We start from the raw sequence: 16,762 nt of genomic DNA, 5'->3' as shown, positions 1-16,762 counted from the left end.
CGGACTTGATCCGGAAGCATCAGACGCAGCGGTGATTGTTATTCGAATTTGTTTATTGTTTTTTAAGGCTCTCATGGTCTCGGCGAAGGGCCTCGGCTTGGTCCTTTTCAGCTATTGGAAAAGGACTAGGCCCCCGCGGCTATGAGCGAGAATGTCCATAAAACCACAATCGTGCTGTTAATAACATTTGTGTTTCATAGCATGAGATTTCTCCATGCCTCACATCCATATTAAATAAAACATTTTGACTGGCATGTTCGAAATGACACAGTGACAACCAAACACTAAGGCACAAAAAAACCAGAACATCTCTGCTCTGGTCTCCCTTATAAAAAAATAAAAACCTTAATGTTTTACTCCATCAACCTTCACCACCCTAACAAACGTCATCACCACAATCCTAAAATCAAACCACAAACTCCTTCTCCTCAAATACTCCCCTTCCAACCTCACCTTCTCCTCAATAGATATCTCATCCCGACCATTTACCTGCGCCCAGCCCGTTATCCCTGGCTTCAACTTATCAACTCCCGCCGCCACGCGTAATGCCATTAAATCATCCTGATTATACAGCGCCGGCCTCGGACCCACAAACACCATCTCCCCCCGCATAATATTTATCAAATTAGGCAATTCATCTAAACTTAATTTCCGCAAGATGCCCCCTATTTTAAGCAAATATTGCTCAGGGTTCTCCAATAAATGCGTAGCCACATTAGGCGTATTCTTTTTCATACTCCTAAAATATAAATCTGGAAAAAAGAATAATTTATCCCGACACGCTTCTGCTTGAAAAATACAGGAAAACCATCTTCTAGGAAGATAGACAAAAAGTTTAATTGATAATAGATAATTCAAAAACAGACTTATTTAATGCAATTTTTGAGAAAATTTCTCATTTTTTGCGAATAAATTGATTAAATTTAATAATATTGCGAATAATTAAACAAATAGACCTATGCTAATCGAGTTCACCGTTTCTAATTTTCTCTCTTTTAAAGAAAGGAAATCTATGAGTTTACAAGCAACTTCAATAAAAGATCATCCAGATAATCCTCCTATAATTACAGAAAGGTATAAATTATTAAAAGGAGCTGTAATTTATGGAGCAAATGCAAGTGGGAAAAGCAATTTCGTTAAAGCTATGAGTACTATGAGAAGACTAGTGCTCAAATCTTTTGAAAAATCTTCAACACAAGATTTAGATATTACTCCATTTTTATTACATACTGGCTCAGAGTCAGAGCCATCTCTATTTGAAGTATTATTTCTTGTAAACAATATAAGATATCGATATGGCTTTGAAGTTGATAATACTAGTGTAAGAAGTGAATGGTTATTTGAAGCAAAAAAAAATATTGAAAAACCATTATTTATTAGAGAAAGTGATGGAATTGAAGTTTTCCCAACATTTAAAGAAGGTAAGGATCTAGAGGAAAAAACAAGAGACAACACATTGTTTTTAGCAGTTGTTGATCAATTTAATGGCACAATATCGAAAGCCATTATGCAATGGTTTAATAATTTCATAACTATATCAGGTCTTAGCCATGAAAGTTATAAAGCAGTAACTTTTAAAATGCTTGAAAATGAAGATCAAAAACCTGTTTTACAAAATTTCTATAATCGACTTGACTTAGGATTTGACGATATCAAAATTGTCAAGAAAACATTTGACCCTAATGAACTTCCTAAAGATTTACCGGAAGCATTGGTTAAGCAGATGGTAACTGATTTTGAAGGAAAAACATTCATAGGTGTAAAAACTCTTCATAAAAAGTATAATGACAAGAATGAAATTGAAATGCTTGAAGAATTTGATATGCGAAGTCAAGAATCGTCAGGAACAAATAAAATATTTAATATCTCTGGGCCAATATTTGACGTCCTCTCAGACGGTGGTGTATTAATAATTGACGAATTAGACGCTAGCTTACATCCTTTATTAACATTAGCAGTTACAAAACTATTCAATTCAAAAGAGCACAATTTAAAAAACGCACAGTTAGTTTTCTCAACTCACGACACAAATCTTTTATACTATGGAAACTATCGACGGGATCAAGTTTTCTTTGTGGAAAAAGATATTTATGGTGCCTCCGATTTATATTCACTTGCAGACTATAGTGAAAACGGGAAAAAGATTAGGAACGATAGCTCATTTGAAAAGGATTATATACAAGGACGTTACGGAGCAATTCCTTATATTGGTGATATTAAAACCTTACTAAATAAATGGCCAGAAAAATAAAATTTGATTCTGTCAATTTAAAAAGATGGGAAAGAAAAGAAGCAAAAAGAAAAATAAACTTCAAAACTAAAAGGAGACAGTATCTTATTGTTTGCGAGGGTGAAAGAACGGAACCAAATTATTTTGAATCTCTCAAACTATCCTTACCTAAAGGAGTTTTAGATGTAGCTGATTTTAATATTATAGGTAAAGGATTTAATACAGAAAGTTTGGTTAAGAAGGCCATCGAGTTAAGAGAAAAATGGCAGTCTGAGGCAGGAAGAGAAATAGATAAACTTTGGGTTGTTTTTGATAAGGATGATTTTCCATCCCTGGCATTTAACAATGCCATTCAACTTTGTAAAAATACACCAAGAGTTGAAGCAGCATGGAGTAATGAAGCATTTGAAATTTGGTACCTCCAACACTTTGAATATTGCGAGGCTAGCTTAAAAAGAAACACATTTAAAGATAGAATTGAAAAACATTTTAAAAATAATGGATTAAAAAACTTTAAATACGCTAAAAACAGAACAGACATGTTTGATTTATTAAATCAACATGGGAGTTTAAATTTTGCTATTAAAAACGCTAAAAAATTGGAACTATCCTATAATAGCTCAATAGATTTTTCTAATCAAAATCCATGTACAACGGTTTATAAACTTGTTGCTGAACTATTGGAGTTAGAAAAAACACTGACCGAATTGTAGAGTTTCAATTGGATTTTTAATGAATACCGTTATGGAAACAAATAAATTTTTGAAAACCATAATAAACCAGACTAAAGGCTTACTACGCTAAGTCAACATCAGACTAAAGCCGAAGCTTCGTAGCTCTATGCTGCGGTTTAGTCCTTATATGTTGGCGGCTGTGCTACTGTTCAGGCGGTGAAGTGTCGTTTCGAATTTCTTAGTCATTTTACATAGGTTTTCAGTTTATATTTGGGTCAAGTCCTAACGGTATGATAACTTGTTGTTTAAATTGTCTAAAATAATCATAGTCGTTATCCTCAACTAATCCCATTCCTCGATGTGGAATTTTATCAAATTTGTCCCAAGCTATTTTTACATATTCATAGTAAGCAGCCCCTTCTTTTGTGAGCATTGAAGGTTTAACGATTATCTCACCAATCTTCACCCTCATTTTTTTTGATTCAGAGTTGCTTTTCAAATTGCAATACTTAGAAAATAGGTTTTTAATGTAACTTACCTTCTCCCTAGTGCTGTAGTAAGGACTGTTGCAAACTGCAAGAAGTAAACTACCCAAACATGAAAGTGTATTATTATAAAAACCTTTATCTTCTTTATCATTTGATATACCAAGCCACAAGAAACAATTGCCAATCATTATATCTATGAAACGATGATACTCTGTTTGCACTTCTTCAAAATCGTTAAGCGGATACTTTTCAAAAGTTTTGAGTATAGCATCAGTAACACTTCTGTAATAGTAAAGCCAGAAATGGTTGTCATAATATTTTTTAACTAATGCTTCAATGACAACTATTTTCAAGAACTGAATTGCAAAATAGGTTTTGTATTCCCAGAGGAATTGCTCTTCTCTGAACTCATTAAACATTTTACTCTGATAACCTTTCGTTCTTTCTTCTTCAATTTCGTCAACTGCAGTGTCACCAAATGGTCGCCATACTTCATTAACATCTGCAACACTTAAATCATTAAGCAAAGCAGAAAGAATTCTATTGTCGCTATGAAACCATTCAGGTTGTCCGAAGTCATTGTTTTGGCTCTGCTGCAATTCTTTTTTAAGCCAAAAGTTTTTGTGTTGCACAAGCTCATTTAAAAATGAATTAACAAGTTCCTTTGGAAAACCATCTCGTTTTGTTTTCTTGAAGTGAGCAAAGATTTCAGCAAATAAATAAGGTCGTAAATTGGAGGCAAGAACAATAAAAGCAGGGTCATTTATGACACCGTGAAGAACTGACACACCATAAGCCCTTCTGTTATACCAAGAGTATGGAAACAGAAACTGAATTGCGCTCACATACCACCTCTTTATTTTTTCCTTTAATGTTTCTCTATGAAAACGATGTTCCCACCAATTGTCTTCAGGATTATAGTCATCAGTTCTATCAATAACTTTGATGATGTCTGTTTTATGATAACGGTCAATTAAATCTAAGAGAAAAGAGATTTCGTCATTTTCAATTAACTGCCCATAAAATTTTGTTACATTCTGAATTTTACTGAAAGGGTAGAAGGCATAATAAATCTTGTAGAGAAAATAGAGTAAGCTAGATATTGAAATAAGATATGCATATTTTTTTGGATCGAGAAGTCCGAAATCCATAAAGTAGAGTTGTGAAATGTAAAGCCCTCTTACATAAAAGCTTTCGTAGAACACAAAGTAATTTATGAGAAAAAATGAACTGGCAAATAAAACAAGGTCAACTATGTGAAATTTAAACAGTAAGTGCTTTCTGTTTTTTTCAGACAAAATTGCAACAACTGCAATTACTAAACTTACCAGTGTTATGATGTCGCTGATTGTCATTCGTATTTTTTACTTCAATTATAGTCTATAAGCTTGAGGTTAGCAATGTCGCCAAAGCATTGCCGCCAATGGTTGGGGGCTTGGCGCAGTGGCAGATTTCGGAGAACAAAACTGTCAATATACCACAAATGTTGAAGCGAGGCAGAATGTTCAATTAACCACGTCACCAGCCATTGTGCCAAACGCCTGTTAGCGGTTCGGGCTTCTTGTCGTTCTGGTAGTCTGATTGTCTTAACCATTCTCATTTTAGTTTAAGTCCTGCTTTGTCTGCTTTTACAATAAGATAATTGATAAATGCACTACTTGAAACAAGCATATACTTAGCGTCTTCAAAATCGCAATTATGGTCTTCCATTAAAGCGTGACGAATACCGTCACTGTCACTTGTGTAACCATATAATTGTTTAAAGCCCCTTTCTAAAGCTGTATGAAGTTTAATCTTGCCTTTTATTTTGTCAAGTGCTGCACCTAAACTGTCTTTTGCATTTTCTGAAATTGCTTTTGCAACAGATTCAATCGCTGAAATAGATTCTTTGATTGAATTCCGGTAGTCTGGTGCTTTTTTGTCAGAAAGCTTCTCCAATGCAGATTTCAAATGAATATTAGCTCCCCTTAACGAACTAAAATGTCCTGATTGGTTTATTGCATTTTCAATTTCTTCAATTTCGTTTTCATTTGTAATTGGTGAAATCTTATCGTCAATAAAACGATAACCAGAAAATTCTCTTTCAAATATTCCATTACAAAATTCTTTAAATTTATGAGTGTCAATTCTTAAAGAGTCCGATTCAATGTTTGCAACAAATTCTAAGAGGTCATATGATTCATACCATTGTCCTTTGTAAAAACTGTCACGAATGAATTGTTCAGAGCGTTTGTCGTATTCTGGAATTGTGTCAATAGGTAGCTTGTAATGATGATGCCAAAGAATTGAACAGAAAATATCAAATTCTGTATCGTTTCTGTATTGGTCATACTTTGAAAGATTGTCAAGAATATAAAGCTTGAGTCCATTCCAAAGACCATTTTTTAAGTCATCGTCTAATGATTCAATTTGCAGCTGTTTTGTCGCTGATACTTTGCCTATTCTTTGTGAAAATTTCATTTCAAATTGTCTGTTATTTATTCGGTTGTATTGTCGTCATAGCCTGACCGCTAACGGTTTCGGGATTTGCGTTGGTGGGCTTTTGAAACCGTAAACTGTCTGCCAGCACCAAGTTTATTAATTGCTCAAATGTTTCTATTCGCACTCTCTGCCCACTAACGCAAAACCCTTGTTATGCGGTGTACTATTTGGTCTTCAATACTGCTTTCGCACTGTCGTTTCTACAGTCGGCACAGACGTTGCTAAAAACTAATCCTGTTGTACCAATTCCATTAAAGCAGCTACTACATAGTTTTCTATTGCAACTCGGGCAAGTTTTTAGAGAACCAAAAGCTACTGATGCTGTTGATAACATATTTGTATGACACTTGTCACAGATCTGTGGAACTGAATACAAAAAACTAGTACCTAATACGGTTGAAAAAGGGGAAGCATTTGCAGTACCCAAAATACCAGTCGAATATAATCCACTTGTCGTTCCGCCTAGTAAACTTGCGGAATTGCCTTGTGAACCAAATGTTACATAAGGAATTGTTGAGCCTGAAATTAAATAGTTAGCGTTATTTAGTTCGTGACTTATTATTCGTGTGTTAATGCTATCAAGCTCTTCGGTTAATTTTTCAACTTTCTTCTGTAGGCTAGAAGTTTCTTTCTTTTTGTCTTTTTGCGCCTTCTCAAGTTCTTCAGCTTTCCCTTTTAACTCTGACTGTAATTTTTCCTTTTCCTTTTTAAGGTCGTGTATTACTTTAGTCTGAGTTTCTATTTCAATTATCAATTCTTTTGTAGCGCCTATTTTCTCTAAAGTTTCTTTACGCTTGTCTTCTGGCAAGTCATCCAAGACTGTTGAAAAAGCACGAACTACAGCTTCTAAATGCTTATTCTTGAAGAGGAATAATTCAGCAAGTTCGTTCAGCATTTTCTTTTGAATTTCTTGCTTTATTTCTGTTACGTTCTCGAATGGTTTTATCCAAGGAATTGGTCGTGTAGTTTTTACTTCTTCTATGAATTCTAATGTTTCAAAAGCAATGTGTTTGGGTAATGAAATTGCAAGACTCTCTTTTGCTTTTTCCTTGTCACCTTTGGAGTTTTTAATCGCAGTTCTGTACGTTAGATAATAGGTCAATAGCTCTTTTCTGACAAAAACTAACATTCGCATTTTTGTCTTGTGAGCAAGTAAATACTCTGCATGTGTCGGTGAAACTTTTCTTTCTCCGATTATTGATGAAAAGTTTTTCCACTCGAATGTATCTCCATATTTTCCGTCTATAACTAACACCATTACGTATGCCGATTGAAGCACTTGAAGGCAAGATTCCCATGGCTCCAAGTCTGGTGAATTGTCGTGGAAACCATCGGACGAGCTTAAAATCGGTCTATAACCAAGGTCTGAAAGATATTTGGCCAATTCAGCTCGAAGATCTATTAAATTATAGTCCGTTGAGCTTATAAAAATTGGAAATCCGTATTCACTAGATGTTATTGTCATTATTGTGTCTTTTTAGTATACCGCATAACTTATGTATTTGAGAAACAAACCTTCGTATATACACCCATTATCAGATACATAACCAAAGGTTTATTTTGCAAAATTGATTTTTTCTCACAAATCATCAAAAGGAATTATTATTTGTTGAATACCTTTAGTTCAGACTTGCGTATAAATTCCAGTTGTTTTTATTAAACCTATAAAACAAAAAAGCTTGCGCAATGCAAGCTTTTATAATGACCCAAAATAATTGTTTGTAAGATTCATAGCTTCTCAAACATCTTCTGTTCTTCCATTCGACAAGCTCCCATTCGAGAACCTCAGGGGACGGGAATACCTCCTCAATGCGCCACCCCCTTACTCCCCAATACACTCGTAAACGTCTTCACCACAATCACCACGTCAAACCAGAATCCTTTCTTCTCCAAATATTCCTTCTCCAATCCCACCTTCTCCTCAATAGAAATCTCATCCCGCCCATTTACCTGCGCCCAGCCCGTTATCCCTGGCTTCAACTTATCTACCCCCGCTGCCACGCGCAATGCCATTAAATCATCCTGATTATACAGCGCCGGCCTCGGACCCACAAACACCATCTCCCCCCGCATAATATTTATCAAATTAGGCAATTCATCTAAACTTAATTTCCGCAAGATGCCCCCTATTTTAAGCAAATATTGCTCAGGGTTCTCCAATAAATGCGTAGCCACATTAGGCGTATTCTTTTTCATACTCCTAAACTTATAAATCTGGAAAAAAGAATAATTTATTCCGACACGCTTCTGCTTAAAAAATACTGGAAAACCATCTTCTAGGAAGATAGCTAAGGCTACCAAGATAAAAATTGGTGATAAAAGAATGAAAATTAGGAGGGCGAGGAGGCGACTAAGCATTTTCTTCTATTTTAAATCCCTTTAATACAGGAGTTGGATTCCAACCAAATGCTTTTCTCGCTTTAGAATCATCAAATGTTAAAGGTGCCATAATTTTAGATAATTTATTAGAATTTACAGGAAACTTATCCCCAATTAAATCTCCAATCTTAGCCAAAATTTTGGCAAAAAACAAAGGCATATTGGGTACAAATTTTCTACCAAATTGCAAAGAAATAGTACGACTTAATTCATTAAAAGTTGGATGATAGCCATCAGTTAAATTATAAATACCACCAATTTCTGAAACTTTTAATATACACTGAGCAACATCAGAGGCTAAAACCATACTCTTTTGTGCTCTCCCCCCCGCAATATTAAAATAATACCCTCTTTTAATTCCTTTAATCATTGCTCCCAAATTACCAGGAGGATTGGCCCCTGCCAATAAAGGAAGTCGTAAAATAGTGCAAATAACATTGTACTTTTTACACCATTCTATTACTAATTGCTCTGCTCGAATTTTGCTTAAACCGTATGGATCTTTAGCCAATAAGGGAGCATCTTCAGAAATATTGATTCCATTTTCTCTTCCGTAAACGGCAACACTACTAATAAAAATAAATGCTTTAGGTAATGATTGGGATTCTTCTAAACCCTGCAATAAATTTTGAGTTCCTTTGAAATTGACATCAAAAAAAGCTTGCTTCTCTAGTGAAGTTTGGGGAACAGAATGTGCTTTGCCGGCAGTGTGGATAACAATATTAAGCTGAGGTAAAACTGGTATAAAATTACTAATATCACAATTTATATTAGAATTTGAACGACTTAAAGTTATACAACTTTGTGTTGTATTTAAAACATTCTGAATTTGACAGCCCAAAAATCCGTTAGAGCCTGTTAATAAAATCATTAAAAAATTGAATATTTTTACTTAAAAAGGCTTGAATATTTTTCCAAAATTATCTCCTTAGAAAACAAATTAATAGCAACTTCTCTAGAGCTATTAATAAAAGGTTTATTCTTATTAATAAAATCCAAATATATTTTTTGAAAAATTGCACTCAACTCATAAGGATCATTGGGCTTAACCACCCAACCAATATTATATTCATTGACACAAATACTTATTTCAGAATTAGGATCAGCTATAATTAAGATTGGTTTATCAGCAGCCATTATATTATATGATTTACTTGGAACTCCTAGTCCATACATTCCGTCACTTAAAGTAACGATAGCTACATCACAAGCATTTAAAAAATCTATTTGATCGCTCCTTTTTTGAAACCCTATTTTAGTAACATTAGTAACATATTCCTGATTTGCATATTGTTCAATTTGATTTTCAAGTGCACCAGAACCAATAAAAAGAAAGTGTAAATTGTCATTATTTACTAATTTAATCGCTTCAATTATATTTTCAAGTCCCTGCGCATATCCCAAATTCCCGGCAAATTGAAAAATAAATTTATCTCGAAGGTTAAAATTATTAATTATTTTAGTGCTTTCTTTAGGATAAGGTTTTACATCATCAATATCGGACCAATTTGGGATAATACATATTTTTGAATTATCACCTATTTTTTTTGCTAAAACCTCTTTCATATCACGACCTATAGCAATGCATAATTCGGCGCATGAATATGAAAAATCAAAGAATTTTTTAAGAATTTTATATAAAAAGGTATTTGCTCTTATTTTCCCAATTGCTGTTAAATTTTCCGGAAATATATCATGTACTAATATCTTATATTCAAAACCTTTAAGCAGCTTCAGAATTGGCATCAAAAGAATTAGAAATACCGGGTTTGTAACAATTAAAACTTGGTCACGTTTGTTAACTAAATGAAGTATTTTAAAAAATAAAAATATACTTGAACTAAAAAGCTTAATGGTCCTTTGAAGAAAATTATTCTTGTCTAGATTACCAGATTTAGTTCTATATATCTTTACTCCATTTAAATATTCTTCATTGACAAATTTGCTATCATCTTCATCATTATACTTTGAAGAAGTACAAATCACATTGATATTTTTCTTTTTTTTTGCTAGGAATTCAGCAATTTCAGTAATATAATAACCTGTAGATGTAACAACAGGATAATAAAATTCAGAAATAATCCATATTTTACTTTCTCTCATTGACTATAAAAATGTTTTTTAAGACAGTTATAAGAGAATATTATAATTGTAGATACTTTCATTATTCTTAATCCAATCTCGCATTTCTAAAATCATTGATTCGTAAGACGGAATTTCATAATTAAAATCTGAACGTATGCTACGCATGCTTTTATCAACTTTATAATTTGAGTCTGAATTAATCTTTATACTACCATTTCTGAATTGATGATTAAAAAGTTTGAGTAAATTGTATTTATCAATTTTAGGCGATGCAGCTAGTATAACTAAACCAGTTAAATCTTGCAAAATAATTTGATTTATAGCTTTCGCTAATTCTATAGTTGTAATACCAGACCAATATGCTTGAGAATATCCATTAATTTCCCCAGTTTGATTCATAAACCAATGAAATAAACCAATACCATTTTTATTCAATTCTGGGCCAAGAATAGATGTTCTAATGGTCAAGTCTTTCGAATTAACTATTTCTCCTAATGCCTTTGATTGAGCATAAAACCCTTTCCCATCTTTGAAGTCTTTCTCAGTATAGTCACCCTTGTCTCCAGAGAAAACACAATCAGTGCTAATACTAATAACTTTGGTATTAGTATTTTTTGTAATACTTTCTAAATAGTGAGGAAAATAACTATTGAACCAAATTGCCTTATCGGGATTTTCTTCCGCATCCTTTATTAGTATACCAATACAATTAATAACAATATCAAATTTTAATTCAAATATTTTGTTTAAACCATTAGTATTAATTATGTCCAAATTAAATATTCGATCACTATTCTCAACATTTCTAGCAACTCCATACACTTGATAGGTATTCAATTGCGTTAAATACCTGAAGATAACATGCCCAGCCATGCCTTTTGAGCCAATCACTAAAATCTTTTTCATTTATTCCATGTAACTTTATTCACAATAGACGTATAGCTCTGAATTACTGCAACAACCCTCGCAGAAGTGTTTTCTACTTCATATTCAAACGGAAGTTCTTGATTTACTCCTAATAAGCCTTTGCCTATTTCAATTGATTGAATCATTTGATCTTTACTTATCCCACCCAATATTATAGTTCCTGCATCAATAGCTTCAGGCCTTTCAGTACTTGTCCTTATGCTTATAGCCGGAAAGCCCATCATTGCTGATTCTTCACTTATTGTTCCACTATCTGACAATACAATAAATGCGTTTTTTTGTAATTTCACATAATCAAAAAAACCTAAAGGAGCCACATTCTTTATTAGCGGATTAAATTTTTTATCACTCTTTTTAATTCTATTTTGAGTTCTAGGATGAGTAGAGAAAATAATTGGGAGTTTATATTTTTCAGCCACAGCATCAAGGCTTTCAGCCAGAATATCAAAATTATTTTTTAAATCAATATTCTCTTCTCTATGCGCACTGACAACTATATATTTTCCCGCCTCAAGATTTAGCTTGTTCAATATATCGGAGTTTTCAATCTTATCAGAATACCTATTCAATACTTCTTTAAGAGGAGAGCCAGTAACAAATACATGGTCTTTCCTAAAACCTTCACTTAATAAATATCTTCTACTATGCTCCGTGTAAGTTAAATTAATATCACTTATGTGATCTGAAATTTTCCGGTTAATTTCTTCCGGAACATTCTGATCAAAACATCTATTTCCTGCCTCCATATGAAATATTGGGATCTTCAGGCGTTTTGCGGCAATGGTGCATAAAACACTATTTGTGTCACCAAGCACCAATAAAGCATCCGGCATTTCTTTAACAAGAGTCTCATAGGACTTGGCAATAACATTTCCTATGGTCTCACCAAGATGATTTCCAGCAACATTCAAGAAATAATCAGGCTTTCTAATCTCTAAATCATTGAAAAATATTTCATTAAGTTCGTAGTCATAGTTTTGGCCAGTATGGATTAAAATATGCTCAAAAAAAATATCGCATTTTTTTATGCATTCAGCTAAACGGATAATCTCTGGCCTAGTCCCAAGTATTGTTGCAACTTTTAGTTTCTTCATAAAGAATTAGTATTTTTATAACATTTCGCTTACTCAAAATAATAATTCGTAGCTAATGTTTAAAAAAGAATGATTATATTCATTAAAATCAAACCCCTTGTATAGGATAAGGTTTGTGCATTAAATATAGTTTTTTATAAGTTTACAAATAAAATCTATTAATCTATTTTGCCGAAAAATGTTAAATTCAATGTTTTTTGAGCTGCCTAATAAATATATTTTATCAATATTCACAAGCTCTAATTAACCTTACTAACTCAAGTTAATTTGAATAGTTAGTTACTTTAGACTATATTATTTTCAAAGTAACAAATAACAAAATATTTTAAATCTAAGTTTTGTTATCAATCCGGATACTGCAAAACATCCTTTTGTCCGAGCACTTCTTTACGAATTAAAGGCAATTTAGATAAAAGTATTTTCATCCCTTCGATATCCTTTTGCTCAGTATTATGAGAATGATAATCCTCAGCCAATGAAATATCTTTCTCCCCCTCACTGAAGAATTGATTATAGTTAAGATCGCGATTATCTGCTGGAATGCGATAAAATTCCCCCATATCTTCTGCTTTTAACATTTCTTCTCTTGTACATAATGTTTCGTATAACTTTTCACCATGCCTCGTCCCAATAATTCTTATTTTATTGTTGGATTTACATAGTTCTAACAAAGCTTGTGCAAGATCTCCAATTGTACCTGCTGGAGCCTTATTAACGAAAAGATCTCCCTGATTACCATGTTCAAAAGCAAATAGTACAAGATCAACAGCCTCATCAAGAGACATAAGAAATCGTGTCATATTAGGATCAGTAATAGTAATATCTTCACCATCCATAATTTGTTGAAGAAAAAGTGGTATTACCGAACCCCTAGAAGCCATCACATTTCCATATCTAGTTAGGCAAACCTTCGTTGTGTCATTGGGAATATTTCGTGAAGCCGCTATGGCTACTTTTTCCATTAATGCTTTTGAAATGCCCATAGCATTAATTGGGTAGGCGGCTTTGTCCGTACTCAAACAGATAACTTTACTTACACGATTTGATATTGCAGACTCGATAACATTTTGTGTGCCGAATACATTAGTTTTGGTAGCTTCCAAAGGAAAAAACTCACATGAAGGAACTTGTTTGAGCGCTGCCGCATGAAATACATAATCAACCCCACACATAGCTTGCTCAATACTTGTTTTATCTCTTACATCTCCAATATAAAATTTCAATTTTGGATTATTTAAAGAAACACGCATATCATGCTGCTTTTTTTCATCCCTCGAAAAAACTCGAATTTCTTTAAAATAATCAGTGTGTAAAAACCTGTTTAAAACAGCATTACCAAAGGATCCAGTTCCTCCAGTTATTAATAAAATTTTATCTTTCAACATATTAATTAAGTTTGATATTATCAAAAAGAAACTTGTAAGTTTCTGTTGCACACTTATCCCAATTGTATAAATATGAATATTCTAATGACAATTCTGATAATTTAGTTCGGATTTTAGCATTTGTAAGAAACTTTAATAATTTTAATGTAAGATCTTCAATATTTGTAGGATCAAAATACATACCCCCATCTCTAAGAAATTCTGGCATAGGTTCAAAATTCGAACATAGAATTGGGATACCAGAGGACATAGCCTCTACTAAAATGTTCGGCATATTTTCACAAGTAGACGCAAAAATAAAGGCATCAGAGTTTTTATAATAATTTGCAATCTCGTCTAATGCAACTCCTTGCTTCCAAAATATAAAAGAACAAAAAGGATCTTCTTCCTCTATTGTGGTTTTTAAAATTTCTCCACTAGAAGGATGGTCATTATCGCCAACTATACGCAGAATTATTGGATACCCTAGTTTCCTTAAATTAGATACAGATTTGACTACATTTTTATGATGTTTATAAGGCCAAATTGAAGATACATAAAGGAATTCATAAGGTTTTTCTATTGAATATTCAGAGATTGTCTTTTGTACTTTCGCTATACCTCTAAAATCTTCACCAATACCATGGTGAATTATTTTCATATTCTTATTAGAAAGGTTAATTTCATTATTAATAAATACTTGTGCATATTTTGACAGAAATATTAAACCATTCGCATTTTTAAAAGAATTTGATTGCTTAAATCGAAGTATTCTAAATTTTAATTTTAAAAAAAAGTCAAATCTATTTTGTTCTTTTAGATCAAAAACTAACATATTTCTTGACATTGATACATACGGGAACTTCTTATTGGAATATGTTCCAAATGGGCACCATAGGATATCAAATTTGTTTTTAAATTGACTATCCCTTATAAAAAGTTGCCAAAAAATTCTTAAAAAAAACCCTTTGTTTAAAAATGGGTGAGATATTTTCTCAATATAAGAAACATTCGGAAGCTGATCTAACAATGAGTTAACTCCCCATATCCGTACCATGGTAAATTGATTGTTAGACTCAGTAAACCTTTTAAGAATCTCTATTAAATGCCTCTTTCCTCCTCCTGATCCGGGTGTAGAAGCGTCAATTCCTAATATCATAAAGTTAAGTCTGACTTTACACCCAATATCCAATGCTTATACCAATTAACAAAAATGACCAACTTAATTAAATAAAATGAATCCATATAATTTTTTGAAGTATTGTTCAATATTTTATTATAAAAATTAAAAAGATCTTCATTAATATCTCTAAGCAAATTCAAGTAATCCGTAATATCTTTGGGGCTGATTATATTATATATCCAATCATGAATAGGTGGAGTAAATCCCATTTTATTTCTTTTTAATATGGAATCTGGAACTAATCCTGATATTAAATCCCTCATTAAAATTTTATTATCTCTAATTCCAACTTTAAATTCTACGGGTATTTTTTGTGCAAAATGAGCGAATCTATAATCTAAAAATGGGCTTCTAACTTCAATTGAATTAGACATTGAAGTTCGATCAACCTTTACCAAATAATTATCGGCAAGGGTATTATTCAACAAATCATATATTCGAAGAGCTTCTGCTAAATTATTTTTTGAAAGTGCCAAAGCATCTTTCATCTTACTAATAGACCACTCCTCGTAAACATTTGGTTTATATCTTCGATCATTAAACATATTTACATGAAATGAATCACGACTTAATATTGATAGCCTTATTAACTCATTTATTTTATTACAAATTGGATTCAGATTTTTTAATGTTGAGGAAGCTTTAAGCATTAATTTCCTTACAGGAATTGGTAAATTTTTTAATTTTTCAATTGCAAAACCAATATTATATATTGGATAACCCCCAAATATTTCATCTCCACCATCTCCACTTAAAACAACTTTAACATTACTTTGGGCAAGTTCACTAACTTTGTGAGTGGGAAATGAAGAATAGTCTCCAAAGGGTTCATCAAATACAATTGAGTAACATGGAAGTAGCTTTTCGAAATCTTGTTCTTTGTAGATATAATGGTGATGTTGTGTTCCAAAATAATCTTTTACTATGTTTATATATTTCGATTCATCTAATTTAACATCGTCAAAACCAATTGAAAAGGTATGTAGCCTATTAAGGTCTGTACTTTTTCTCATCTCCCCAACTACTGCCGAACTATCTAAACCACCACTTAAGAATGCTCCAACACTCACATCACTTCTCATTCGCAATTGCGTAGCATCACTAAAAATTAATTTTCCTTCCTCTAATAGTTCCATTTTATCGAATGAAGGTTTAGGAATTTCTAAATAGAAAAACTTGTAGTGTTTTGTTATTAGTGACTTTTTTAAATCGTAGCAAATATTATTTCCAGCCTCTAATTTATAAACATTATTATAAATCGAATTGGGTGCAGGAATGTAACCAAGAGAAAAATAAAGTTCAACAGAATCAATATTTATATTTTCTTTTCTATTTATTTTAAGGCTAGTGTGCTCTAAAATACCCTTTAATTCAGAACTAAAAACAAACTTATCACCTTCATAAAAATAATATAATGGCTTTACTCCTAATCGATCCCTTGAAATAAAGAGGTTTTCATTCCATTCATCATAAATACAAAATGCCCACATGCCATTAAACTTTTCGACACATTTCTCTCCCCATTCAAGATAAGATGCTAATATTACCTCAGTATCTGATAATGTATCAAAAGTATATCCGAGTTGAAGAAGTTCATCTTTAATTTCAATGTAATTATATATCTCACCATTAAAGACGATTCTTAATGTGTTCTTTTTATGAACGTAAGTCATAGGTTGAGATGCCTCAACAGTAAGGTCAATAATTGAGAGTCTTGAATGCCCTAAACTCAGTGAATCATTCACAAAAGTTGAAGAACTGTCGGGCCCACGATGACGCAAGCTTTGATTCATCAATTCGATTAATGAATGATCCCGAAAATTAAATCCATTTATACCACACATTATATTTTTATAA

Annotated in this window: 14 protein-coding genes; 2 read left to right on the top strand and 12 right to left on the bottom strand. The window is 32.5% G+C overall.

What is annotated here, in order from left to right; translation table 11 throughout:
* Positions 1 to 345: 345 nt before the first annotated feature.
* Entirely contained in the window at positions 346 to 858 is a 513-nt protein-coding gene (locus QZ136_RS00455) for a sugar transferase (RefSeq protein ID WP_291399351.1), read from the bottom strand.
* A 154-nt stretch (positions 859 to 1,012) separates the two neighbouring features.
* Here QZ136_RS00455 and QZ136_RS00450 point away from each other — a divergent pair, with 154 nt between their 5' ends.
* Together QZ136_RS00450 and QZ136_RS00445 are read left to right on the top strand one after the other, a co-directional pair.
* On the top strand, positions 1,013 to 2,251 hold the full coding sequence (locus QZ136_RS00450) for an ATP-binding protein (RefSeq protein ID WP_291399350.1): 1,239 nt from the start codon (positions 1,013 to 1,015) through the stop codon (positions 2,249 to 2,251).
* A complete protein-coding gene (locus QZ136_RS00445) occupies positions 2,236 to 2,943 on the top strand; it encodes an RloB family protein (RefSeq protein WP_291399349.1) in 708 nt (235 codons plus the stop codon). The genes QZ136_RS00450 and QZ136_RS00445 overlap by 16 nt, the downstream gene beginning before the upstream one ends.
* 220 nt (positions 2,944 to 3,163) lie before the next feature.
* Here QZ136_RS00445 and QZ136_RS00440 read toward each other — a convergent pair whose 3' ends face one another.
* The 11 genes from QZ136_RS00440 to asnB form a co-directional block, all read right to left on the bottom strand.
* Positions 3,164 to 4,747, bottom strand: coding sequence for a hypothetical protein (locus QZ136_RS00440; protein WP_291399348.1), 1,584 nt, complete (start codon positions 4,745 to 4,747; stop codon positions 3,164 to 3,166).
* 241 nt (positions 4,748 to 4,988) lie between these two features.
* Positions 4,989 to 5,852, bottom strand: coding sequence for an AbiJ-NTD4 domain-containing protein (locus QZ136_RS00435; RefSeq protein WP_291399347.1), 864 nt, complete (start codon positions 5,850 to 5,852; stop codon positions 4,989 to 4,991).
* A 184-nt stretch (positions 5,853 to 6,036) separates the two neighbouring features.
* The gene (locus tag QZ136_RS00430; RefSeq protein ID WP_291399346.1) at positions 6,037 to 7,338 is read right to left on the bottom strand and encodes a DUF4062 domain-containing protein; all 1,302 of its coding nucleotides are present in this window, start codon (positions 7,336 to 7,338) and stop codon (positions 6,037 to 6,039) included.
* A gap of 341 nt (positions 7,339 to 7,679) precedes the next feature.
* Positions 7,680 to 8,231, bottom strand: coding sequence for a sugar transferase (locus QZ136_RS00425; protein WP_291399345.1), 552 nt, complete (start codon positions 8,229 to 8,231; stop codon positions 7,680 to 7,682).
* A complete protein-coding gene (locus QZ136_RS00420) occupies positions 8,224 to 9,123 on the bottom strand; it encodes an NAD-dependent epimerase/dehydratase family protein (RefSeq protein WP_291399344.1) in 900 nt (299 codons plus the stop codon). The genes QZ136_RS00425 and QZ136_RS00420 overlap by 8 nt, the downstream gene beginning before the upstream one ends.
* Before the next feature lie 17 nt (positions 9,124 to 9,140).
* The gene (locus tag QZ136_RS00415; protein ID WP_291399343.1) at positions 9,141 to 10,355 is read right to left on the bottom strand and encodes a glycosyltransferase family 4 protein; all 1,215 of its coding nucleotides are present in this window, start codon (positions 10,353 to 10,355) and stop codon (positions 9,141 to 9,143) included.
* A gap of 27 nt (positions 10,356 to 10,382) precedes the next feature.
* Positions 10,383 to 11,243, bottom strand: a complete 861-nt coding sequence (locus tag QZ136_RS00410; protein WP_291399342.1) for a sugar nucleotide-binding protein — start codon at positions 11,241 to 11,243, stop codon at positions 10,383 to 10,385.
* Positions 11,240 to 12,358, bottom strand: a complete 1,119-nt coding sequence (wecB, locus tag QZ136_RS00405) for a UDP-N-acetylglucosamine 2-epimerase (non-hydrolyzing) (protein ID WP_291399341.1) — start codon at positions 12,356 to 12,358, stop codon at positions 11,240 to 11,242. Before wecB ends, QZ136_RS00410 begins: the two co-directional genes overlap by 4 nt.
* Before the next feature lie 344 nt (positions 12,359 to 12,702).
* Entirely contained in the window at positions 12,703 to 13,743 is a 1,041-nt protein-coding gene (locus tag QZ136_RS00400; protein ID WP_291399340.1) for a polysaccharide biosynthesis protein, read from the bottom strand.
* A 1-nt stretch (position 13,744) separates the two neighbouring features.
* Complete coding sequence (locus QZ136_RS00395; RefSeq protein ID WP_291399339.1) at positions 13,745 to 14,881, bottom strand: glycosyltransferase family 1 protein; 1,137 nt, start codon at positions 14,879 to 14,881, stop codon at positions 13,745 to 13,747.
* Positions 14,878 to 16,749, bottom strand: coding sequence for an asparagine synthase (glutamine-hydrolyzing) (asnB, locus tag QZ136_RS00390; RefSeq protein ID WP_291399338.1), 1,872 nt, complete (start codon positions 16,747 to 16,749; stop codon positions 14,878 to 14,880). Before asnB ends, QZ136_RS00395 begins: the two co-directional genes overlap by 4 nt.
* Positions 16,750 to 16,762: the final 13 nt, after the last annotated feature.

The organism is Daejeonella sp. (assembly GCF_017495225.1).
Classification (GTDB): domain Bacteria; phylum Bacteroidota; class Bacteroidia; order Sphingobacteriales; family Sphingobacteriaceae; genus Daejeonella.
This window is presented reverse-complemented; position numbering and strand designations above follow the sequence as displayed.